Annotated in this window: 13 protein-coding genes; 11 read left to right on the top strand and 2 right to left on the bottom strand. The window is 65.4% G+C overall.

Annotated elements, in window-relative coordinates; translation table 11 throughout:
- The first annotated feature begins 234 nt into the window (after positions 1–234).
- The 7 genes from JMF82_RS09325 to JMF82_RS09295 all read left to right on the top strand — a co-directional run bounded on the left by JMF82_RS09325 (position 235) and on the right by JMF82_RS09295 (position 13,176).
- Positions 235–1,272: a glucokinase gene (locus tag JMF82_RS09325; RefSeq protein WP_201314256.1), complete on the top strand. Its 1,038-nt coding sequence runs from the start codon at positions 235–237 to the stop codon at positions 1,270–1,272.
- Positions 1,269–3,593, top strand: coding sequence for a family 20 glycosylhydrolase (locus JMF82_RS09320; protein WP_201314255.1), 2,325 nt, complete (start codon positions 1,269–1,271; stop codon positions 3,591–3,593). The genes JMF82_RS09325 and JMF82_RS09320 overlap by 4 nt, the downstream gene beginning before the upstream one ends.
- Positions 3,594–3,781: 188 nt before the next feature.
- Positions 3,782–7,000: a TonB-dependent receptor gene (locus JMF82_RS09315; protein WP_201314254.1), complete on the top strand. Its 3,219-nt coding sequence runs from the start codon at positions 3,782–3,784 to the stop codon at positions 6,998–7,000.
- A gap of 90 nt (positions 7,001–7,090) precedes the next feature.
- The gene (locus JMF82_RS09310) at positions 7,091–8,545 is read left to right on the top strand and encodes an APC family permease (RefSeq protein WP_236585383.1); all 1,455 of its coding nucleotides are present in this window, start codon (positions 7,091–7,093) and stop codon (positions 8,543–8,545) included.
- A 103-nt stretch (positions 8,546–8,648) separates the two neighbouring features.
- The gene (locus tag JMF82_RS09305) at positions 8,649–11,261 is read left to right on the top strand and encodes a sugar-binding domain-containing protein (RefSeq protein WP_236585382.1); all 2,613 of its coding nucleotides are present in this window, start codon (positions 8,649–8,651) and stop codon (positions 11,259–11,261) included.
- A gap of 16 nt (positions 11,262–11,277) precedes the next feature.
- Complete coding sequence (locus JMF82_RS09300; protein ID WP_201314252.1) at positions 11,278–12,285, top strand: LacI family DNA-binding transcriptional regulator; 1,008 nt, start codon at positions 11,278–11,280, stop codon at positions 12,283–12,285.
- A gap of 45 nt (positions 12,286–12,330) precedes the next feature.
- Positions 12,331–13,176, top strand: coding sequence for a sulfotransferase (locus JMF82_RS09295; RefSeq protein WP_201314251.1), 846 nt, complete (start codon positions 12,331–12,333; stop codon positions 13,174–13,176).
- Positions 13,177–13,222: 46 nt separating this feature from the next.
- Here JMF82_RS09295 and JMF82_RS09290 read toward each other — a convergent pair whose 3' ends face one another.
- Positions 13,223–13,840 (bottom strand): DNA-3-methyladenine glycosylase, encoded by a 618-nt coding sequence (locus tag JMF82_RS09290; protein ID WP_201314250.1) that lies wholly within the window; start codon positions 13,838–13,840, stop codon positions 13,223–13,225.
- A gap of 363 nt (positions 13,841–14,203) precedes the next feature.
- On the opposite strand from JMF82_RS09290, the gene JMF82_RS09285 reads away from it, so the two are divergent.
- The 3 genes from JMF82_RS09285 to JMF82_RS09275 all read left to right on the top strand — a co-directional run bounded on the left by JMF82_RS09285 (position 14,204) and on the right by JMF82_RS09275 (position 16,638).
- Positions 14,204–14,593: a nuclear transport factor 2 family protein gene (locus tag JMF82_RS09285; RefSeq protein WP_201314249.1), complete on the top strand. Its 390-nt coding sequence runs from the start codon at positions 14,204–14,206 to the stop codon at positions 14,591–14,593.
- A 120-nt stretch (positions 14,594–14,713) separates the two neighbouring features.
- A complete protein-coding gene (locus JMF82_RS09280) occupies positions 14,714–14,953 on the top strand; it encodes a hypothetical protein (protein ID WP_307837964.1) in 240 nt (79 codons plus the stop codon).
- Positions 14,954–14,982: 29 nt separating this feature from the next.
- Positions 14,983–16,638, top strand: coding sequence for an acetolactate synthase large subunit (locus JMF82_RS09275; protein ID WP_201314247.1), 1,656 nt, complete (start codon positions 14,983–14,985; stop codon positions 16,636–16,638).
- An 85-nt stretch (positions 16,639–16,723) separates the two neighbouring features.
- Here the strand turns inward: JMF82_RS09275 and JMF82_RS09270 are convergent, their stop codons facing one another.
- Positions 16,724–18,544 (bottom strand): sugar-binding domain-containing protein, encoded by a 1,821-nt coding sequence (locus JMF82_RS09270; RefSeq protein WP_201314246.1) that lies wholly within the window; start codon positions 18,542–18,544, stop codon positions 16,724–16,726.
- A gap of 1,116 nt (positions 18,545–19,660) precedes the next feature.
- Between JMF82_RS09270 and JMF82_RS09265 the strand changes: the two genes are divergently transcribed.
- On the top strand, positions 19,661–22,831 hold the full coding sequence (locus tag JMF82_RS09265) for a TonB-dependent receptor (protein WP_201314245.1): 3,171 nt from the start codon (positions 19,661–19,663) through the stop codon (positions 22,829–22,831).
- Positions 22,832–22,881 lie beyond the last annotated feature (50 nt).

Here is a 22,881-nt window from a genome sequence, read left to right as displayed (position 1 = left end):
ATCGACAAGCCAAGCCACGAAGATCCAGGCGGCCTCAGCCGGCGTGCCGGGCGCCCTGCTGACTTGCCTGCGCCACGCCCGGGCTGCCCGAACGCTGCCCCAATCCGGGAAGAGCGCGCCACTTTCGACGCTGCCGGCGGATTTTTCGCCCATGCTGCGGCACCGCTTGACACCGGTGTCAATTCGGTTACACCCTGATGCCAGTTCCACTGCGGGGGCGCTCGGGACGTGGCAATGGATCGACTGGCGGGGATACCAGCGGCGCCATTTCTGGCGGCCGATATCGGCGGCACGCATGGCCGCGTCGCGCTGATGCGCGCCGCGCCCCACGATGCCCGGGGCTTCGAAACGCTGGCCTATCGCGTCTACCCCTGCGCTGAATTCACGATGCTGTCGGCGCTGCTGCAGGCCTTCCTGGATATCCATGCGCACCTTCCGATCAAGCACTGCGTGCTGGCCTGCGCGGGCCAGGTCGTGGGCGACGAAGTGGTCAACGACAACCTCCCCTGGCCCATTCACCTGACGCAGCTGCGCCAGGCCCTGGGCCTCGACGAGGTGGCAGTACTCAATGACTTCGAAGCGCTGGCCTACGCGCTCGACGGTGCGCTCGCCAATGACGGACGCCATCTGTGCGGACCAGACACCCGCCCCAGTGGCCCGATCCTGGTGGTCGGCCCGGGCACGGGGCTCGGTGCGGCAGTACACATCCCTTCCCCGAGCGGCGGCTTCGTATTGGCGACGGAAGCCGGGCAGATGGATTTCGCACCGCATTCGACCCGCGAACGCGAGGTGCTCGCTCACCTGGCGCCGGATGGCGGCTATGTGCCGTTTGAGCACATCGTGTCTGGCCCTGGCCTGCTGACGATTTACGCGACCCTGTGCGCGCTGCAAGGTGAAGCGCCGAAGCTGGCCACGCCCGAGGCCGTGACCGCGGCAGCTCTCGCACGCAACGATGCGCAGGCGGAAGAAGCCGTGCAGTTGTTCTGCGCGTCGCTGGGAAGCTTTGCCGGCAACCTCGCCATGACCTTCATGTCCACCGGCGGCGTGTATCTCGCCGGGGGCTTTCTGTCCGCCTTGTTCGACCTGCTCAAGCACAGCGCCTTCGCGGAGCGATTCCTGCACGGGCGCAGCGCACGCACGCTGCTGTCGCAAATGCCGGTATGGGTGACAGAGCACGGCCAGCACGGCGTCCAGGGCGCGGCACGGTGGTACCTCAGGCATGGCATGCCCGGATCGCCGCGGCATGTCGCCGAAGGAGGAACGAGCGCATGAGTCGCATCGCCCTCCTCTCAAGCGCGGCCATCCTGTGGCTGGCGATCCATGGCGCGGCCGCGGCATCGCCCGCCGCACCTGCGTGGTCGTTGCTGCCACAACCGGCCGAGGCACGCCCCGCGGCATCAGGCTCGATCCGGATCGCGGATGGCGCCGTGGTTTCGGTGCAAGGCGCCGGTGCCGGAGAAGCACGATCGATTGCCGAGCGGCTGGTGCAACGCGTGGCCGACACCCAGGGGTTGCGCCTGCGCCTGGCGACGACCGATGTGACGCATGCGGCGATCACGTTCGACGTGAATCCTCGCGCCGCCATCGCGGATGAGTCCGGCTATCGCATGACGATCGACGAAGGCGGCATCCGGGTCACCTCGCGCACGCCGCGCGGCGCGTTCTACGGCAGCGTCACCCTGTGGCAATTGCTGACGCCCCCCGGATGGACGCACGGCTCACCCGTGACGGTCGCCTACGGTGCCATCGACGACCACCCGCGTTTTGCGTGGCGTGCCTTGCTGCTCGATTCGGGGCGCCACTTCCAGAGCGTGGCCGACATCAAGAAACTGATCGACTGGATGTCGCTCAACAAATTGAACGTGCTGCTCTGGCACCTGACGGAGGACCAGGGCTGGCGGCTCGCCATTCCCCAATATCCCGGGCTGACCAACATCGGCGCCTGCCGAAAAGCGGTCGGTCTCGACAGCGAGCTGTCCGGCTCGCCGGATGCACCCTATTGCGGCTTCTACACGGAGGCCGATGCGCGCGAGATCGTGCGCTACGCCGCCGAGCGCTACGTGGATGTCGTGCCGGAATTCGATCTTCCCGGACATTCGCAGGCAGCTGTCGCCGCCTATCCGCGGCTGGGCGTTACCGGCGAGCGCCCCTCGGTGTGGACGGACTGGGGCATCAGCCCCTGGCTGCTCACGCCGGATGAGAAGTCCTTGCAGTTCGTCGATGACGTGCTCGACGAAATGATGCGGCTGTTTCCCTCGCGATACATCTCCATCGGCGGTGACGAAGCCGACAAGCAGCAATGGAACGCATCTCCCGGGGTGCGTGCCCAGATGCACAGGCTGGGCCTGGCCAACATGGACCAGCTGCAGGTCTGGTTCACCAACCAGGTGGCCGCGCATCTGCTGGAGCACGGTCGCATCCCGGTGGGCTGGGATGACGAACTTGCGGCCGGCGCAAGGCTTCCGACGCCACAGGTGGTGATGTCGTGGCATGGCGATCACAACGAGCGCGTGGCGCTCGCGGCGATCAAGCAGGGCCACGACGTGATCATGACGCCGCAGGAGTCGTTGTATTTCGATCATGTCCAGTCCGACCTGCCCGATGAGTGGGCGGGGCCGCCTCCCGCAGCGACCTTGCGGCAGGCCTATGACACGGCGGTGATTCCCGGCGGTGCGAGCACGACCGACGCCAGGCACGTCATCGGCGTGCAGGGCGGCCTGTGGACCGAGCAGATGCTCACCTTCGCGCATGATCAGCACGCGGTTTTCCCGCGTATCGCGGCGTTGTCGGAGCTTGGCTGGTCGCCTGAGGAGGCCCGCGACTGGAGCGGCTTCCTGCAGCGCATGCCGGCCGAACTGGCGCGCTATCGCGCGCTGGGCATCGACTATGCCGACAGTGCATACGCGCCGGTCTTCCATGTGGCCGCCATCGATGGCGCCTTCCGTGTCGAGCTGTCCACCCAGACGGGCTTCGGAACGATTCGGTACACGACCGACGGCTCGGAGCCCACCCGGCAGTCCGCCTCCTATGCACGCCCTCTCGCGCTGGCAGGCGGCATCACCTTGCGGGCCGCCACCTTTGCACCGGACGGTTTCGAGCTGGCCGCGCCACGCACCCAGGTCCTGGATGAAACCACGTTGCTGAGCCGCGACAGCAGCGCGCTCGCAACGTGCTCCCGGCAGCCACCTTCACGCCTGGATGGCGCCAGGCCGACACAGGGCCCAAGGCCGGTCTATGCGGTGGACATCGGCAATGCGTGCTGGCTGTGGCCGAAGGCGCCATTGGCGGGCGTCACGCACGTCGCCATCACTGCGGAACGCATCGCCTGGCGCTTCGGCGACGAGGCGAAGGATGCCGTGGTGCGCCATGCGGCCGGCGCCACCGGCGAGTTCGAGATTCATGCGGACAACTGCACGGGGCCGCTGCTTGCCCGCTTGCCGATGGAGAGCTCGGCGCAGGCAAAGGGCCCTGTTCGGCTCGATGCCAAGCTTGCCTCGCCGGTGGGGGCCGGCGTCCGCAACGTGTGCATCGTCGCCACCGGCGACCCGCGCGATGGCCAGTGGGCGTTGGCGCGAGTCGTGTTTTCGAAATAGCGGTACGCGGGGCGGGGGCCTCGCGCAGCAGCACCGAGCAAACGGCCGTGGCGTGCGAAGCCATGACCGGGGAGGTCGATGGATGGCATCACGACGGCGCGCGAACCGCACGGCCGATCGGCACGCGTTTCTGGTTCACCAACGGAGCAGTTGAGGTTCGACAGGCAACACCAACGAGGTTAAAGCCCATGTCCACCGTACTTCGCAAGCATCCCTTGTCTTTTGCCATCACCGTGTCGCTGTTCGCCGCCGTATCGGCATCGGCAAGCGCGTCGACCTTCGCCGACGTCCCGGCCGACGGCCCCGCGCCGCAGGCAACCACGGCGCAGGCCGCGCCGGCGCCAGCCCCGGCAGCTCCGTCGCCCGACGCCAAAAAAGCCGATACCAAGGCCAAGGACAGCGAAGCGGAGAAGAACGCCGCCACGCTGGCCACCGTGAATGTGTCCGGCGTGCGCGCCTCGCAGATGCGCGCCATCGACCTCAAGCGCGAAGCGCCCAACATCCAGGACAGCATCACGGCGGAAAACATCGGCGCCCTGCCCGACACCACCATCACCGACTCGCTGCAGCGTGTCACCGGCGTGCAAATCAACCGCGACGCCGGCGTGGGTACCTCGGTGGATGTACGTGGCCTGCCGCAGGTCGGCACCATGTTGAACGGCGAAGTGTTCATCACGGCGGACCAGATCGATTCGCAGCAGCCGGATTTCACCATGCTGCCCTCCACGTTGTTCCACGGCGTGGACGTGATCAAGTCGACCACCGCCAGCACGACCGACGGCGGCATCAGCGGCGCGATCGACCTGCACACCTATCGGCCGTGGGACCTCCCCAGCGGATTCACCTACAGCTACTCCGCCAACGGCGAGCGTGGCAGCACCACCGAGCACACCGGGCCCGAGGCCAACGGACTCATTTCGTACAACGACAACGGCCATTGGGGCCTGCTGATCTCGGCCGACTATTCCGATACCCGGCGGATGAACGCGACCGAGGGCCTGGACCAGTACGGCGTCGTGTTCAACGGCGAGAACGCCGCCAGCGCGGGCGGCTACAACGGCTTCCTGACGCCATGGAATGGTGCGCCGATCCCGTCGAAGATCGTGCAGAACGCCGACGGCAGCGTGGACGTCAACGGCGACGGCAAGTCCAACGGCGTCTTCATGGGCAGCCAGGACATCGGTCTCAACGACATCACCACGCAGCGCAAGCGCAAGTCCGGCAATGCCTCGTTCCAGATGGACCTTGGCAGCGGCTTCAGTGTCACCAGCGACTTCTTCTATTCGCAACAGCATGAGTACAACCGCAACGTCGGCATCCAGTTCAACTCCACCAACTGGCAGGGCGCCACCTATGTGCCGCTGCAGTCGCGCAATACCGGAAGCCCCGCGCTGGGCTCCTACGGCACCCCCGAGCCCGGCTGGGAAGGCTCGCAGATCTATACCACGCAGGTATACGAGAAGTGGCCGGGCGACGTGGAGTCGTACTCCTCGATCATCCAGAAGGACTCCATCGCGAAGAACTTCAACCTGCAGCTGGATTACGACAACGGCGGCAATTTCACGGCCAGCGTGCGCGGCATCCATGACACGGCGAGCCAGTCGTACCAGGAAACCGACGTCAATATTTCCGACTCCGACGGCGCGCTGTGGCCCAACGTGCTGATGGACGGCGTGCCCGACGATGCGGTGCCGCCAGGCACCTTCGTGTATCCGGCGGAGCTGGGCGGCAATCGCGTGTTCAATGCCAACGGCATTCCGCAGAACACCATTCCGATCGTCGCGAACTTCGGCGGCCGCTACATCACGGTCAGCATGCCCTCCTCGCTGGCGTCCGCTTTCGCGAACCCCAACGGCTGGACCATGAAGACGCTGGAATCCTCCGGCGACTACAACCGCAAGGTCGCGCTGAATGCCCTGCGCTTCGATGGCGCCTACGATTTCCAGGACGGTTTCAAGCTCAAGTTCGGCGTGCGCAACAGCATCCGCGACGCCGACAACCAGGGCTGGACCCTGGAGACGCCGGTCTATGCAGGCATGGGGGCGAGCGATCCGAATGGGTGCCTGGTGCGTTATGTCGGCGCCGACGTGGTGTTGAACAGCGGAAGCTGCACCGCCGGCAACGACCTGGGCTACTTCCGCGCCGGCCCGCTCTCCTCATTGCAGATGCCCAACACGGCCGCGCCGCTATCGGGCAACTGGAAGCAGTACAACAACCTGCTTGGCTCGGGCATCAACTTCTGGGCGATTGATCCTTCGGCGATGATCAACCCCGTTTCATTCTGGAAGTCGCTCTATCCCGACACCGTCAAGGTGGCCGAGCCTGGAACGACCTGGGGCGTGAGGCTGAAGGAGCTGTCCGGTTACCTGCAGGGCGATTTCAACGGCACGCTCGGCGACATGACATACAGCGGCAACATCGGCGTGCGCCTCATCCGCACGCATCTCGACGTGAACCAGCATCTGAGCGGCGATCCCGGCGCCTACGGCGATGAACCGCTCGACGCGGGCGTCGCCACCACCAAGCGCAGTTACCAGGACGTGCTGCCGTCAGCCAATTTCTCGCTGGATGTCACCGACAGGCTGAAGTTTCGACTGGCCTATTCCAAGAACATGATGCCGCTGGACCTCAGCACCTGGGGCGGCGGCCTGCAGCTGAACTACTCGCTGGCTGAAACGCCGGATGGCCCCATCTTCCGCGTCGCGAACGGCACGTCCACGGGCAATCCGAACCTCAATCCGTGGCGTTCGACCAACTATGGCGCCTCGGCGGAGTACTACATCAACGAGACCAGCATGGTGAGCCTCGCCCTGTTCCGCATCAACGTGGACAGCTTCATCAAGAACGGCAGCGTGACCAACTGCACCCTGCCCGACGAAGACGGCGTGGTCCGCGACCACTGCATCGTGATCACCCAGCCCGTGCAGGGCACCGGCAACAGCATCCATGGCGCGGAGCTGGATTATCGCCAGGGCTTTACCTTCCTGCCGGGCTTCCTGTCCAAGACGGGCATGGAGATCAATGGTACCTATGCGCCCAGCAACTCGGGCGAAAAAGACCTCGCCGGCAAGGAGATCCCCTTTCAGGACAACTCCACCAAGTCGGGCAACCTGATCCTGTGGTATCAGGACGATCACTTCCAGGCCCGCGTCGCGTACAACTACCGTTCGCGGCGCGCGGTGATGGACAGCGTGGGCGGCATCACCGGCATGGAGATGTACGAGGCGCCGCAGAAGTACCTCGATGCGTCGATCTCATACAAGTTCAACAAGTACGCCGAGGTGTTCCTGGATGGCACCAACCTCACCAACGAGTACCAGCGCTACTACCTGGTATGGCCCGACCAGCCCGGGCACTCGACGTTCTCCGAGCGCATGTTCATGTTGGGCGTGCGCGGCCAGTGGTAACGGAAGCGCCGTTCCCGCTGGCCGGCATTCGCCGGCGGCCCCGCCCCGCCCGGGAGCGGCGCCACCGGCAGGCCGGCTGATGCCGCCGTAATGCCACGTCCCCGTCGGAGCACGCCCATCGACACTCCTCTCGCCACCCATCACGACAAGGCAAGCATGCAGGATTCCAGCGCGCACCCGCCCGTTCGCGACAACGCCTTCCATCGTTCCATCGGCCTGTTTTCGGGCACGGCGATCAACATGACGCAGATGTGCGGCGTCGGGCCGTTCATCACCATCCCCATCATGGTCGCGGCGATGGGTGGACCGCAGGCGGTGATCGGCTGGATCGCCGGCGCCATCCTGGCCATGGCCGATGGCCTGGTGTGGGCCGAGCTCGGCGCGGCCATGCCGGGCTCCGGCGGCACCTATGTCTATCTGCGCGAAGCGTTCCAGTACCGCACCGGCAAGCTGATGCCGTTCCTGTTCATCTGGACGATGCTGCTGGCGATTCCCCTGCTGATGTCCACGGGCATCATCGGCATGGCGGAATACCTGGGCTTCTTCTTTCCCGGCCTGGGCTGGTGGCCGGTGCATCTCGTGAGCCTGGCGGCGACCGCGATCGTCACCTGGCTGCTGTACCGGCGCATCGAGTCGGTGCGGGCGATCACGATCGCGCTGTGGATCATCATGCTGGTGTCGGTGATCGGCGTGGCGGCGGCGGGTTTCTCGCATTTCAACCCCGGCTTCGCCTTTGCCTATCCGCCCGACATGTTCGGCAGCCACTTCTTCGTGGGGCTGGGCGCGGGGCTGATCATCGGCATCTACGACTATCTCGGCTACAACACCACCGCCTATATCGGCGACGAGCTGCGCGACCCCGGCCGGACGATGCCGGGCTCGATCATCATCTCGGTGGTCGCAATGATGTTCGTCTATCTCCTGCTCAACATCAGCGTGCTCGGCGTGGCGCCCTGGCAGGAGATTGCCCAGTCCAAGTCGGTGGCATCGCTGGTCGTGGAGCGCAGCTGGGGACATGCCGCTGCCGCGATCATGACCGTTCTCATCATCGTGACGGCATTCGCTTCGGTGTTCACCGGCTTGCTTGGCGGCTCCCGCGTGCCGTTCCAGGCGGCCCAGGACAAGGTATTCCTGTCCGTGTTCGGCCACTTGCACGCCAGGCACGGGTTTCCGCACGTGGCGCTGCTCACCATGGGCGTGGTCACGGCCATCGGTACCTTCCTTGACCTGACCGAAGTGATCAACATGCTGCTGGCCGCGACCATCATCGTGCAGTCCATCGCGCAGATCGCGGCGCTGGTCGTGCTGCGCAAGCGCCAGCCCCACCTCCATCGACCCTACAAGCAGTGGCTTTACCCCGTGCCCTGCGTGATCGCGCTGCTGGGCTGGATCTATGTGTACGTATCCGCGTCCACCTTGTCGCTGATCCTTTCGGGCGCGTGGATCGTGGCGGGCCTGGTGGTGTTTGCGATCTGGGCGAAGGTCAATCGCTCCTGGCCTTTCGCGCCCGTCGAGGTACGCGAAACTTATCTTGAGGAACCATGACGTCATGCAAATTCGAGCCAGGCATGCGCTTTGGGCGGTCGTCGCGATGGCGCTCTGTGCTGCGTCACCCACCTGCGCGCAGACGGGCGCAACAGCCACTCGCGTGAGCGACGATGCCGGCTCCGTCACCGCCATCGATCACTGGCGGATCCAGGACAGCGCCAAGGCCCAGCAGGGAGGCGCCGACATCTCCGTTGCCGGATTCTCCACCGAGGGCTGGTACCCGGTGAGTGGCCGGGCAACGGTCATGGCCGGCCTGCTGGAGAACCATGCATTCAAGAACGACGTGTTCTACAGCGACAACCTGCGTGCGGTGCAGGTGCCGGAGGCCAGCGGCAACCTCTTCGTGACGCCGTGGTGGTATCGCGCCGAATTTGCCTTGCCCAAAGGGGCCGCCGGCCGCCACGCGCTGCTGCGCACCAACGGCATGATCGCGAGCGCCGATATATGGGTGAACGGGCAGCAGGTCGCCGATCACGGCGATCTCGCCGGCGCCTATCCCGTGCATACGCTCGACGTGACGCGCTGGGTGCATGCGGGCGCCAATGTCCTGGCCATGCGGGTGCACCCGGGCGATCCCCGGATGAGCCTGTCGATGGGCTGGGTGGACTGGAATCCCACGCCGCCCGACAACAACATGGGCCCGTGGCGCGGCGTGGATATCGTGCAGACCGGGCCGGTCCAGCTGGATTTTCCGCACGTGCTCTCGACGCTGTCGCTGCCCGACCTGTCGCACGCCGCGCTCACCGTGAAGGTGACGGCGAAGAACCTGGACACGGCAGCGCATGACGCGCTGATCACCGGCACCGTAGCCGGTGTCTCCGTGCAGCAGAGCGTGCATCTTGCGCCCGGGCAGTCACGGACCGTGTCGTTCTCTCCCGATACGACACCCGGCCTCGCGCTGGACCACCCGAAGATCTGGTGGCCCCTCGGCATGGGCGAGCATCCGTTGTATCCACTCGAGCTGACGGCGACCGTCGATGGCGCAGCCTCGGATCGGGCCGCGGCGACGTTCGGCATACGCAGTGTCACATCGAACCTGACCAGGCAGGGTTATCGCCAGTTCTTCATCAATGGAAAGCCCGTGCTGATCCGTGGCGCGGGCTGGGCGCCGGACATGTTTCTGCGTGACGACCCCGCCCGGATGGAAGCCGAGTTCAGCTATGTCGCCAACCTCGGCCTCAACACCATCCGCAGTGAGGGCAAGCTGGAAAACCAGCGCTTCTACGACCTTGCCGACCGCAACGGCATCATGGTCCTCGCGGGCTGGGAATGCTGCGACAAATGGGAATCGGCCGCCCGGACCGGTGGCTCACCCTGGACCGATGCCGACATGAAGGTGGCCCAGGACTCCATGGCCAGCGAAGCGCGCCTGCTTCGCAACCACCCATCCGTGATCGGCTTTTACATCGGCAGCGACAACGCGCCCCCGCCGCCCATCGCGAGGATGTACACCGACACGCTGCAAGCAGCAGACTGGTCGCTCCCCGTCATCTCCGCGGCCGTCGACCAGGCCACTGCCGAGGCGGGCCCCTCCGGCATGAAGATGGCGGGTCCCTACGACTGGATACCGCCGTCCTACTGGTACGCGGACAAGCTGGGTGGCGCATTCGGCTTTGATTCCGAAGTCAGCGCGGGCGCGGATATCCCGCGAATGGAAGACCTCGCGCGCATGCTCTCGCCGCAGGAGCAGGAGGCGCTCTGGAAGTACCCGGAAGCGAGGCAGTACCACGCGTCCGCCGACTGGTCGACGTTTGCCGTGCTGACGCCGTTCGACCATGCGCTGGCGCAGCGCTACGGCGCGCCCACGAGTCTTGCCGATTACGTCGCCAAGGCCCAGCTCGACAACTACGACAACGTCCGCGCCCAGTTCGAGGCGTTCAACGCACGCATGGATGCCGCCAAGCCCGCGACGGGCGTCATCTACTGGATGCTCAACAACGCGTGGCCCTCGCTGCACTGGCACCTGTACGACTACTACATGAACCCCGCAGGCGCCTATTTCGGTGCCAAGAAGGCAAACGAGCGGGTGCACATCCAGTACTCGTACGATTCGCGCGACATCGTGCTGGTGAACCACGCGCTCGACGATGCGCACGGCCTCCAGGCCGGCATCCGCGTGCGCAACCTCGACGGCAGCGTGCGCTACGAGAAGCACCTGAAGGACATCGAGCTGGCCGGCAACCACACGAAGTCGCTGGCAACGCTACCGGCCATGGCCGGCCTGTCGTCCGCGTATTTCGTCGAGCTCGACCTCGCCTCTTCGGACGGCAAGCCGGTCAGCCGCAACGTCTATTGGCTGTCCACCCGGCAGGACGTGCTCGACTGGGCGACATCGAACTGGTACCTCACGCCGCTGACGCAGTACGCCGACCTCACCGCGCTGCGGTCGCTGCCGTCGGCGACGAGCGAGGTCCGCGCCAGCACGCGCCGCGAAGGCAGCGACGATGTCACCACCGTCACGCTTTCGGTCCCTGCATCGTCGCGGGCGGTGGCGTTGTTCCAGCACGTATCCATCCGGCGCGGCGCGCGCGGCGACCTTGCGCTGCCGATACGCTGGACAGACAATGACGTGACGCTCTGGCCTGGCGAGTCGTTGACCCTCACCGCGCGATACGCATCGAAGGGAACGGCTGCCCCGGTGGTCGACGTGAGCGGATGGAATGTCGCGGCCCAGAGCGTCCCGGCGAACGTCACGCAGGAAACCGATCATTGAAGACGCAAAGGCTTCCATGTCACGCGTGACCATCAACGACGTCGCCCGCGCCTCCGGCACCTCGAAAAAGACCGTTTCGCGCGTGCTCAACAACGAGCCGAACGTGCGCGACGCCGTGCGGGACCGGGTGCTCGCGGCGGTGGCGGAACTCAATTACCGGCCGCTGACTTCCGCGCGCAGCCTGGCAACGAACCGCTCGTTCTCCATCGGCCTGCTGTACGACAACCTGTCGCCCAGCTACATCATGGAAGTCCAGGCGGGCGTGCTGGAGGCGTGCGAGGCGAGCCAGTACAGCATGATGGTGCAGCCCCTGGTCTCCACGGCGGCGGACTTCGTCGAACGGGTCGAGGGCATCCTTTCGCGGCACCGCCCCGACGGGCTGATCCTTACTCCGCCCATCACGGATCACCCGAAACTGCTCGAGCACCTGCGCAAGAACGATCTTCCGTTTGCCTCGATCGCCCCGCGCCAGCCCAAGGGCTGCATCGGGGTCATGCTGCGCGAGCGCGAAGCCGCCGCGGCGATGGTGGATCACCTCGCCTCGCTGGGGCACCGCCGCATCGCGCACATCATCGGCGACCCTAAGCACGGCGCGGGCATCTGGCGCCTCGCCGGGTTCCGCGACGGCCTGAAGCGCGCAGGGCTGAAGGAAGACCCTGCCTACATGGTGCAGGGCCAGTTTTCCTTCGAATCGGGCGTGGCCGCGGCGCGCCGGCTGCTTTCGCTGAAACGCCGGCCCACCGCCATCTTTGCCGCCGACGACGACATGGCGGTCGGCGCGATCTGGGCTGCCGCCGAAGCGGGCGTTTCAGTGCCCGCCGAGGTCTCCATTTGCGGCTTCGACGACACCACCATCGCGACGCAGGTGTGGCCGCCGCTGACCACGGTGCATCAACCGGTGCGCGACATGGGCCGGCGCGCCACCGAAGAGTTGCTGCTGCGCATACTCGGCAAGGGAGAGGCACGCATGGTCGAAGTCGGCTATGAAATGCGCATGCGCGCATCGACCGCGGCCGCGCCCTGAGCGAGACCTTCTGCCGTCCACGCCATCGATCGAGAGGAGTGCCACATGCCAGCCATGCCAGACGCCAGCAACCCGCCAAGGAAGTTCCACTTCATTTCCGGGCTGCCGCGCTCCGGCACCACGCTGCTTGCCGCCATTCTCAACCAGAACCCGCGCTTTCGCGCCGGCATGACCAGTCCGCTGGCGGACATCATGGGCGTGGTGATTGCCGAAGCCAGCAGCAAGAACGATTTTTCATTCGATGTCTCCGACGAGCAGCGCGTTGCGCTGTTGCGCGGGCTGGTCGAGAACTTCTACTCGGTCCAGCCGGGCGCCAGCGTGATATTCGACACCAGCCGACTCTGGTGCAGCCGGATGCAGCTGCTCGACACGCTGTTTCCCGGCGTCAAGGTCATTGCGTGCGTGCGTCACCTGGCATGGGTGCTGGACAGCATGGAGCGCCTGGTGCGCAGGCAACCCGTCAGCGTAAGCAAGGTGTTTCGCTTCGACACCAATACCACGGTGTATTCGCGCGTCGAGGCCATGACCGATCCGCGCGGCATGGTCGGCTTTGCCTACCAGGCCACCAAGGAGGCCTTCTACGGCCCTTACGCGCAAGATCACCTGCTCATGCTGACCTACGAGAGCCTGGTGAGCGACCCGGCGACCGCCGTGCGGGCCGTCTACCAGTTCCTCGACGAACCCTGGTTCGAGCACGACTTCGACCATATCGAATACCACGCCGACGAGTTCGATGCCCGCGTCGGTATGCCGGGCCTGCATGCCGTCCGGCCCAAGGTGGAATCGATCGAGCGCCAGCCCATCCTGCCGCGGGAGATCTTCGGGCGGTTCGCGAATGAGGCGTTCTGGATGGATCCGAAGAACAACGTCAACCAGGTGCGTATCGTCTAAGGGCGCCTGGTTGCCTCGACGGATGACGCGCATGGTGGCGTTCCGCTCATCGGTTGATGGGGCCGGACACGTAACGGCTGTTCGGCACCCGCCAACGCCATGGCAACTCGACGCCCACCCTGATCCCGACGCGGGGCGTGCCCGTCACGCCGTCAGGTGGCGCCACGCTGTCATCCAGGACGGCAAAGCCGTCGCGCCCCGTGACCAGGTCGATGCCGTTTTGCGCCCCGGTGATGCCAAGCGCCTGGGTCAGCCGCGCCGGTCCGCGGCACAAGTCGCGACGCGCCGTCCCGACGGGCCGTGACTCCTGCATCCGCTCCAGCCCGTGCAGCGGTTCGAGCGCCCGGATCAGCACGCCCTCGCCCGCCGGCCTGCACACGCAATTGCAGCACCAGTGCATGCCGTAGGTGAAGTAGACATACATGTGCCCGGGCGGGCCGAACATCACGGCGTTTCTTGGCGTCTTGCCGCGATAGGTATGGGCGGCGGGATCAACCGGCCCCGCATAGGCCTCGACCTCCACGATCCTGCCCGAGCGGCCGTCGGCGCAGGCCAGGACCTTGTTGAGCAATTGAGGCGCGACCGTGGTTGCAGGCCGTTCGAAGAACGCCCTAGGTACCGGCCTTCCCGGCCAGAAGGCACCTCGATCGGCACGGCTACGCATCGCGATGGTTTCCTTTTTGCCCGGCGCCGCCCGATGCACGCCCGATCACCATGCGCCGGTCGTGGCGTGAGCCGGTTCATCGCGAGGGCCGTCGCGCCTTGCCCGGATGGTACTACGACCATCGCGAGCGACACCTTGCATGACCGAGCCTGGCGCGCGGGAAAGCGGAGTCGACGAAGCACTCACTCCGGTCATGCTGCAATGTGCGGAACCATCGATGCGCCAGCACAGCGCATCCACCGTCACGGTCGACGTCAACCCTGCCAGGCCAATCGATACCGCCATGCCAAGCAGATATGGTGCTCCAGCATCGAACGGCGTCCGCGCCGCCGCGCCGGCGTCCAACCACAGGGAAAGCCTGCCGTGAGCGTGCAGGACATCAGGGCGGCGATCGAGCAGCATTGGGCGGCGTCAGCCGCGGGCGACCAGGCGAAGGAGCATGACATCTATCGCGATGACGTGATATGCCGTTATCCGCAGTCCGGCGAGATCATCCACGGCCGCGCGAACTTGCAGGCCCTGCGAAGCCATCACCCAGGCAAACCCTCCGGGTTCACCGTCCGCCGCATCGTGGGAGAAAACCATCTCTGGGTCACCGAGTACGTCATCCAGTACCTGGACAAATCGACATACACGGTCAGCATCATGGAATTTCAGGATGGAAAGGTGGCCCGTGAAACCCAATATTTCGCTGATCCGTTCGATGCACCCGCCTGGCGTGCGCCATGGGCCGGGCAGGAGCCCTCCGCCTGAAGGCCGGGCCCTGCCTCACGCGGGACAAGCGATGCAAAGGCGACACGAATCGCCAGCGAACACCCCACTGCGCAGGCTCAGGGTCTGCGGAGGCTTACACAGGAGGACATCGTGATTTCCATCATCTACCTGGTCGGGCCGCATGTCGTCAAAACGGAGAAACGGGACGAGGCGCCCGAGCTCCTGGAAAAAGACGGCATCGTTTTTTCTCTTCGCGGCGGGCCCCGGCAGCCCAAGCCCACCGATCGCGTCTGGGACAGCGTCGCCGTCTATGCGCCCGACGAGCTGACGGAGGAAGAATTCCAGGACCTGTATGAACTCAATCGCAGCCAGGTCCCCGAGTTGAATCTCCATTATTGATGCAACGAAAGCCACTGAGGTAACGCGACATGGCGAAAGGCTCGGATCTACTGGTTGCGGCGCTGGAGAATGAAGGCGTCGAGCGGATCTTCGGCATCCCAGGCGAGGAGAATCTCGACTTCGTCGAGTCGCTGAGGACGTCCGGGATCGAGCTCGTGCTGACCCGGCATGAGCAGGCCGCGGCATTCATGGCCGCCACGCATGGTCGCCTCACCGGGCGTCCGGGCGTTTGCCTGTCCACGCTGGGCCCGGGTGCGCTGAACTTCACCACCGGCGCCGCGTACGCGCACCTGGGTGCGATGCCCATGGTGATCATCACCGGACAGAAGGCGATCAAGAGTGCGCGGCAGGCGCGCTTCCAGATCGTGGACGTGGTGGGATCGATGCGCCCGCTGACCAAGATGACACGGCAGATCGTCTCCGCCTCGTCCATCCCCGCACTCGTGCGCGATGCCTTTCGCGTGGCAAGCGAAGAGCGCCCGGGACCCGTACACCTGGAGCTGCCCGAAGACATCGCCGTGGAAGAAGCCGACGTGCGGCCGGTGCCGCCACACCCTGTCGATGCGCCCGTGGCGAGCCCCGGTGCCGTGGAGCAGGTGGCGCAGATGATACTCAAGGCATCCTGCCCGATCATCATGGTGGGCGCCGCCGGCAATCGCCCCCGGCTGGTCGAGCCGCTTTCGGATTTCGTGCGCCGGCTGCAGATTCCCTTCTTCAACACGCAGATGGGCAAAGGCGCCGTCACGGGCGGCTCGAACCTTTACCTTGGCACGGCGGCGCTTTCGGAGCACGACTACATCCATCTGGCGATCGCGCGCGCGGACCTGGTGATCGCCATCGGCCACGACACGGTGGAGAAACCGCCGTTCCTGATGGGCAAGGCCACCGGCGGCCCCAAGGTGATCCACATCGGCTACGAATCCGCCCATGTGGAGCAAGTGTTCTATCCCGATGCCGAGCTGGTCGGCGATATCGGCGCCAATGTCGCCGCGCTGGCCGACCGGCTTGCCGGGCGGGTAAAGGCGGTCCCCGACATGCTTGCGCTTCGCCAGAGCATTCTCGAGCGCATCAATGCATCGAACGACTCGTCGGCCTTTCCCCTGTTGCCGCAACGCATCGTGCACGATGTGCGCCGGGCGATGCCGGACGATGGCATCGTCTGCCTGGACAACGGCATGTACAAGATCTGGTTCGCGCGCGGCTATCGCACCTACACGGCCAATACGCTGCTGCTCGACAACGCGCTTGCCACCATGGGCGCCGGCCTGCCCTCGGCCATCGCCGCGAAGATGCTGCACCCGGATCGGCGCGTCATGGCCGTTTGCGGGGACGGTGGCTTCATGATGAACAGCCAGGAGCTCGAAACCGCCGTACGCCTCGGGCTCGACTTGGTCGTGTTGATCATCGAAGACAGCGCTTACGGCATGATCCGCTGGAAGCAGGCCGTGGATGGCTTCAAGGATTACGGCATGAGTTTCGGCAATCCCGACTTCGTGACGTACGCCAAGGCCTATGGCGCCCACGGGCATCGGATCGGATCGGCCGACGCGTTCCTGCCGACGCTGGAAGCTGCCTTCCAGGCTGGCGGCGTGCACTTGGTCACGGTGCCGGTGGACTACAGCGAAAACATCCGCGTGTTGATCGACGAACTGGCCAACCTTCGATCACAGGTCGACATCCAATAATCAACACGGCACGGATACCACGCGACCCTGGTGCCGCGGATCGCACGGCGGGACGGCAGGCCGGCCGTCTCGCCGTGCGCCAGCCTCAGGGTTGCGTGCCGGCGCGTATCGTTGCCTCGTTGATGGCGCGCACCTGGGCTTCGTCCACCTTCTCGACCTTGCGGTCGTAGGTGTACAGGCCGTTGTGTTCGCCTTCGACATCCGTGATCTGGGTATAGACGCTGCCGGACATGCCCTTGGGCACGCCCTTGTCGCGCAGCACGGCGGTATTGGCGACGTAGCCGGCGTTCAGCGCGTCGCGGTCCTTTACCGCGCCATAGGGATTGATCGGCGTATTGGGCCACACGTGCCCCGGGACGCCCAGTGTCAGGCCACCATGCTCGCCGTCGATGGCGGCACGCCGCGCATCCGGGCTGGGCAAGCCTGGCCCCTGGTAATCGTGCACGTCGATGACGTCACCGGCCTGCGGGTCGCCCTTGGTGTCGCAGCAGTTGGCGCCGCTGCGCGCATCGACGAGTCGCGAGGGGTCGAGTTGCTTGATCTGCGCGGACAGCTCGGCAGCCGCCGGGATGCTCCACTGGCCCCAGCCTTCGTTGAAGGGGATCCAGCCGATGATCGAGGTTTCACCCTTGAGCTGCCCGACGATCGCCGCGACATCCGCGCGGAAGCGGGTCTTGTCGGCGTCGCTGAGTTTCTCGTTGTGGCCGTTCGGCAGCGCGGGCATGTCCTGCCACACCATCAGGCCGATGCGATCGGCCCAGTAGTACCAGCGCGCGGGCTCGACCTTGATGTGCTTGCGAATGGTGTTGAAGCCGAGATCCTTGGTCTTCTGGATATCGAACTTGAGTGCCGCGTCAGTGGGCGCGGTGTAGATGCCATCCGGCCAGTAGCCCTGGTCGAGCGTGGCGAGCAGGAAGGTCGGCTTGCCGTTCAGCACGATGCGGTTGCGTCCCTCCACCTTCTCGACGGCGATGGTGCGCAGGCCCGCATAGCTGGTCACCTCGTCGCGCTGGTCGCCGTGCGTGAGCGTCGCCTTGAAGGTGTACAGGAAAGGATCCTGCGGACTCCATGCATGCGGCTGCGCAATGGCCAGATGCAGCGGCTGACCGGCCGGCCCGGTCGCTTCACCCACGGCCTTGCCGTCGGCATAGGCCGTGACGTGCAGCGTCGCGCCGTCCTGGCCGCCGTTCACTTTCGAGGTGACCGTGAAGGCATCCAGGCCGTGCGCGGCAGTGAAGTCCAGTTGCGCCAGGCTGGTGGCCGGCACCGGCTCCAGCCACACCGACTGCCAGATGCCCGAAGCCGCGGTGTAGAAGATGCCTTCGGGCTTCAGTCGCTGCTTGCCGACCATCACGTTGACGCCGTCCACGGGCGCGTGCACGGCGACGATGATCTCCTGCGGGCCCTGCGCACGAAGTGCCGACGTGATGTCCGCGCTGAAGGACGCATAGCCGCCCGCATGCTGCGCAACCCGCTTGCCGTTCACGTATACCGTGGCGTCCTGCCCCACGGCGCCGAAGTTCAGGCGCACGTGCTGGCCGTGCGCGGTGAAGGCGGACGGAACATCCACCATCCGGCGGTAGAACATGAAGTCCGCGTGCTTCTGCACGCCCGACAGCACCGATTCGATCGGATAAGGCACCAGCACCTGATCCTTCAGTGCCTGGCCGAATGGCGGCGAGCCCTGCGCGTCGCTTGCCGCGAACTGCCACAAGCCGTTGAGGCTCAGCCAGCGGGGCTGGTCAAGGGAAGGACGCGCCAGTTGCGGACGCGGATATTCGGGCAACGCGTTGTCCGGCGACACCTCCGCTGTCCAAGGCGTCGCCAGCGGCGCCGTCTTTCCGTTCCAGACCGCCTGGTCTGTGGCCACCGCGGCTGTCGAGGCAAGCCCCATGGCTGCAGCCATGGCCATCCAGACGCCCATACGCCGTACCTTGATGCTGCCTGTCATCCGCCCTTCCCTTATCGGCTTCGCATGAAGCGGCGCCACGCGCCGCGCTCTTCTAGGTTGTCCGATTGTCGGACAAATATGCAAGCCCGATCGTGAGCTGCGGTGAACGGCCCCGCGTCGCCGATGAAACGAACCGGCGTTCGCCCATCGGGACGCAACGCCACGCGGGGCGCATGCCGTCGACGACTTCCCGTGCGGTTCGACCCACACTGCAAGATCGCCACGCACGGCACGGCGAGGACCCGCGCGCCGGCGCCAGGCTCAGGCCGCTTACCTTCCCTACAGCCGGGCACGGGTAAGAAGTCGCGGACCCGCAGGCATTTCGAGAATACCGTCGAGGCAGCGCCCAGCCGCTCGAAGCGGTGTTTTTGCGGCGCAGCGTGACAGCTTGCGTGTTCGGCGTCTTAATTTGCGCCACCAGGGGTTTAGATCGATCCAAAGCCGAGCGTGAGTCACATCACATCCGGCCAGGAGGATCTGAGGGCTGGTGCGGGATGGGCACGTGTACGGCGCACTGTCGTCGTGCGGGCTCCCCCTCGCGCCGGATGGGTTGATGTGGAGTTGGGAAGCCGCCGCATGAAACCAAAAATCGTCCGTGTTCCATTCGCGCACTTCGGCGCGGCACGCGCGCCTTCGTCTGTGGGGACGCCGGCGCGCTGCTGCCCGAGCCGTTGTCGCCATGTCGACAGCGAAACGCACCACGCCGCCCCTGGCCTATCCACGCCGGCTGTCGCTCGACGATCGCGCGGCCATGCATCGATGAGCGAAACCCGGCGCGGCGCCACGCGAGAGCATCGCCTCGACCGTATCCATTCGCCCACCACCGGCCAGGTGATGGCCGATCACGCCGCATCCCTGCGCCGCGGCGCACGCATGTTCGCAACCGCCCTTCCCGGGTTCTGAGCTTCCGTCCAGGAAATGCCTCGCACCCTTTCGCTCATCAGAAATTTAGATCGATCCAATCCAGGACAGGAGGACGCCTTCGGCATGAAGACCAAGCAGTGATCAAACGGGGGATCACCGCGCCGACCGCAGTAGAAGGGCGCACATCAAAAGTATGGGGAGAAAAACATGACTTACCTGCCACACGCATCCACGCGCAAGCCGTTGTACGCAGCTCTTACCCTGGCCATCCTGGGTGGCTGCCTGGGCACACCGGCGACGGCCTTCGCCCAGCAGGCGCCGGCGCCTGCCGCAACCCCGACGACGACGTCGGGGCAAGCCACCGAGTCCGCCAAATCCAAGCCGGCCGACCAGAAGACCGCCAAGGAAAAGGCCGACGAGGCAAAGACCCTGGGAACCGTCGTCGTCACGAGCTTCCGCCAGTCGGTCGACCAGAACATGCAGGACAAGCGCGATTCCAATTCCATCGTCGAGGTGATCAACGCGCAGAACATCGCGCAGTTTCCCGCCAAGAACATCGCTGACGCACTCGCGCACGTGCCTGGCGTGGTCATCACCCGCGAATCGGGCGAAGGCAAGACGGTCAGCATCCGCGGCCTCGCGCCCGAGCTGACGCTCACCGAGTTGAACGGCAACTACGTCGCGTCGGCCGACACGTCGGCCAGCCTGACGCGTTCGTTCAACTACACGCTGATGCCCGCCAACATGTTCTCGGACATCAAGCTCTACAAGAGCCTCGAGGCGCGCCTGGACGAAGGCGGCATCGGCGGCAACGTCGACCTGCGCACGCGCCGTCCACTCGAAATGAAGGCCAATGACGGCTTCGTCTCGATCAACGCCGCAGGCTCGGACAACAGCAGCAGGATCACCCCGCAAGGCTCTGCCCTGTGGTCGTGGAAGAACAAGGACGAGACCTTCGGCGTGCTGCTCGCGGGCTCGTACCAGAAGCGTCGCGATGTCGATTACACCGCCAACGCATCGAGCTGGCACTGGTGGTCCAACGACTGTACCGACCACGCGACCTGCACCGCGCCGCCTACCGACGTGCATGGCAAGCCGTACGGCGCCGACGTGGCGCCCAACATCGACCTGTGGTCCGGCGGCGGCGTGGTCGACCAGGCCGGCAAGGGCTATTCGGGCTACTGGATGCCGCAGCAGTTCGCCACCAGTCGCAACCAGCTGGACCTGAAGACCAAGGGCGCGCAGGCGACCATGCAGTTCAAGCCCAGCGATCATTTCCTGCTGACGGGCAACTACTTCCGCTTCCAGCGCCAGCAGACGCAGATCACCAATACCCTCGAAGTCCCCGAGTGGGGCCTGCCCACCGGCAGCTATGCCGACCAGCAGGGCCGCCTGCTCGCCCCCAATGGCCTGACGTTCGACCCGTCGCACACGGTCGTTACCGGTGCGAACTACGTGCTTCCGCCGGCGGGCACCGGGTGCAACTCGATCACCAACCCGGTTACCGGCGCGACGCGACAGCCGGTGGACGTGTGCTCCACGGAAATCCCGTGGCTCAACGGCAACTACTCGGTCGAGAAGGCCACCTCGCAGACCATCAACCTCGAAGGCGAGTGGGACAACGGCGGCAACCTCAGTGGATCGTTCAACGTCGGCCGCACCTGGGCAACCGGTGGTCCGTCGATCGAACTGGGCATGGCTGCCAAGCCGCGCAATTTCGTCAATGGCCAGTGGGTGGACGGCAGCAACGGCGCCGCCTGGACGCTGAATGGCAAGCCGACGCTGACGGCGTCGCCGGAAGTGCTGCAGAACATGCTTGCCGGCGCGGGACAGGTGGACCTGGGCTCGACCGGCTCCAACATGGTCAACACCACCAACTCGCAGAATTTCGCGCAGCTGGACTTCACCTGGGCCTTCGACAACAGCTGGCTGCAGTCGCTGCAGTTCGGCGCGAAGTACCGCGACAACCATGCCGAGCAGCAGCAGAACGAGCTGCGCTGGTACTGCAAGGGCACCACCTCGCAGTTCCAGACCTGCGACCCCAATGCCGGCCAGCTGCCCGCGGGTTTCCTGCTGCCGGGCATGCTCGACGGCAGCAACGAGGCGTACAACGACAGCGTCTTCCCGGCGATCAACTTCCCGGCGTACTACAACCACCTCAACTCCACGTATGACCGGGTGGTCTACAACCATCCCGAGGACAAGTCGACGATCCAGGAAAAGATCTCGGCCGCCTATGTCCAGGCGAACTTCGCCACGGAGTCGCTGCGCGGCAACGTGGGCCTGCGATTCGTCAGCACGCAGCAGGACCTCACCGTCGCCGACCAGATCACCACCAACAACGCGGTGTACTACCACGATGCGAACGGCAACATCCTCATCTGCCCTGCCAGCGGCGTGAACGCCGGCGGCGGCGCGTGCGCACCGGGCGACTTCCAGTACCTGCCGCGCGAGCAGTCGGTGATCCAGACGTACTCCAATGCGTCGACTTCCAAGCGCTACAACAAGCTCCTGCCGAGCTTCAACATCGCATGGACGTTTGCCGACGACTTCGTGCTGCGCGCCGCCGGCTCGCAGGCGATGTCCCGCGCCAACTACACCGACCTCGCCCAGCTGGGCAACCTCACCAACAACACCCAGGCCTATTACAACGACCGCAAGCAGTTCGGCGCGCCCCTGCCCGGCTGGTACGGCAGTGGCGCCAACGCCGACCTGAAGCCGTTCACGGCGACGCAGTTCGACCTGGCGGGCGAGTGGTATTACGCGCCCGAGGCAGTGGTCGGCCTCGACCTGTTCGAGAAGAAGGTGAAGAACTTCGTGGTGCCGGTCACCGTCAACAACATCACGGTGAACGTGGGCGGCACGGAAGAGAACTTCATGCAGTACAGCACCAACGCCAACGGCCGTTCGGGCACGTCCAAGGGCGTGGAGCTCTACACGCAGCACACCTTCAACTCGGGCTTCGGCTACATCGCCAACTACACGCTCAACAAGACCAACGAAACGCCGGTCTCGCTCGGCGACACCATGGTGGGCAAGTCGGAGCTGATCGGCAGCGCCAAGTACGCGGCGAACGTCTCGCTGTTCTATGAAAAGAACGGCCTGCTGCTGCGTGCGACCAGCAACTGGACGGGCCGCACCATGCAGGGCCTGGCCGCCGGCCTCCCGATCTACACGGAGCCGTACAACCAGATCGACCTGAACGGCGATTACGAGTTCAACAAGCACCTGATGGTGACCGCGTCGATCATCAACCTGACCAAGTCGCTGCCGCGCCAGTACCTGGGCGGCGATACGACGGCACGCCTGTACCAGCTCGAATACGCCGGGCGCCAGTACTACGTGGGCCTGACGTACAAGTTTGGAGATGGTGGTTAAGCGAGAAGCGCGCATGGGGCCGGGCTTCTTGCCCGGCACCATGATCGACC

Source organism: Dyella sp. EPa41, from assembly GCF_016586165.1.
Classification (GTDB): Bacteria; Pseudomonadota; Gammaproteobacteria; order Xanthomonadales; family Rhodanobacteraceae; genus Dyella.
Note: the sequence above shows the minus strand (reverse complement) of the source record. Positions and strands in the feature narration are given on the sequence as shown.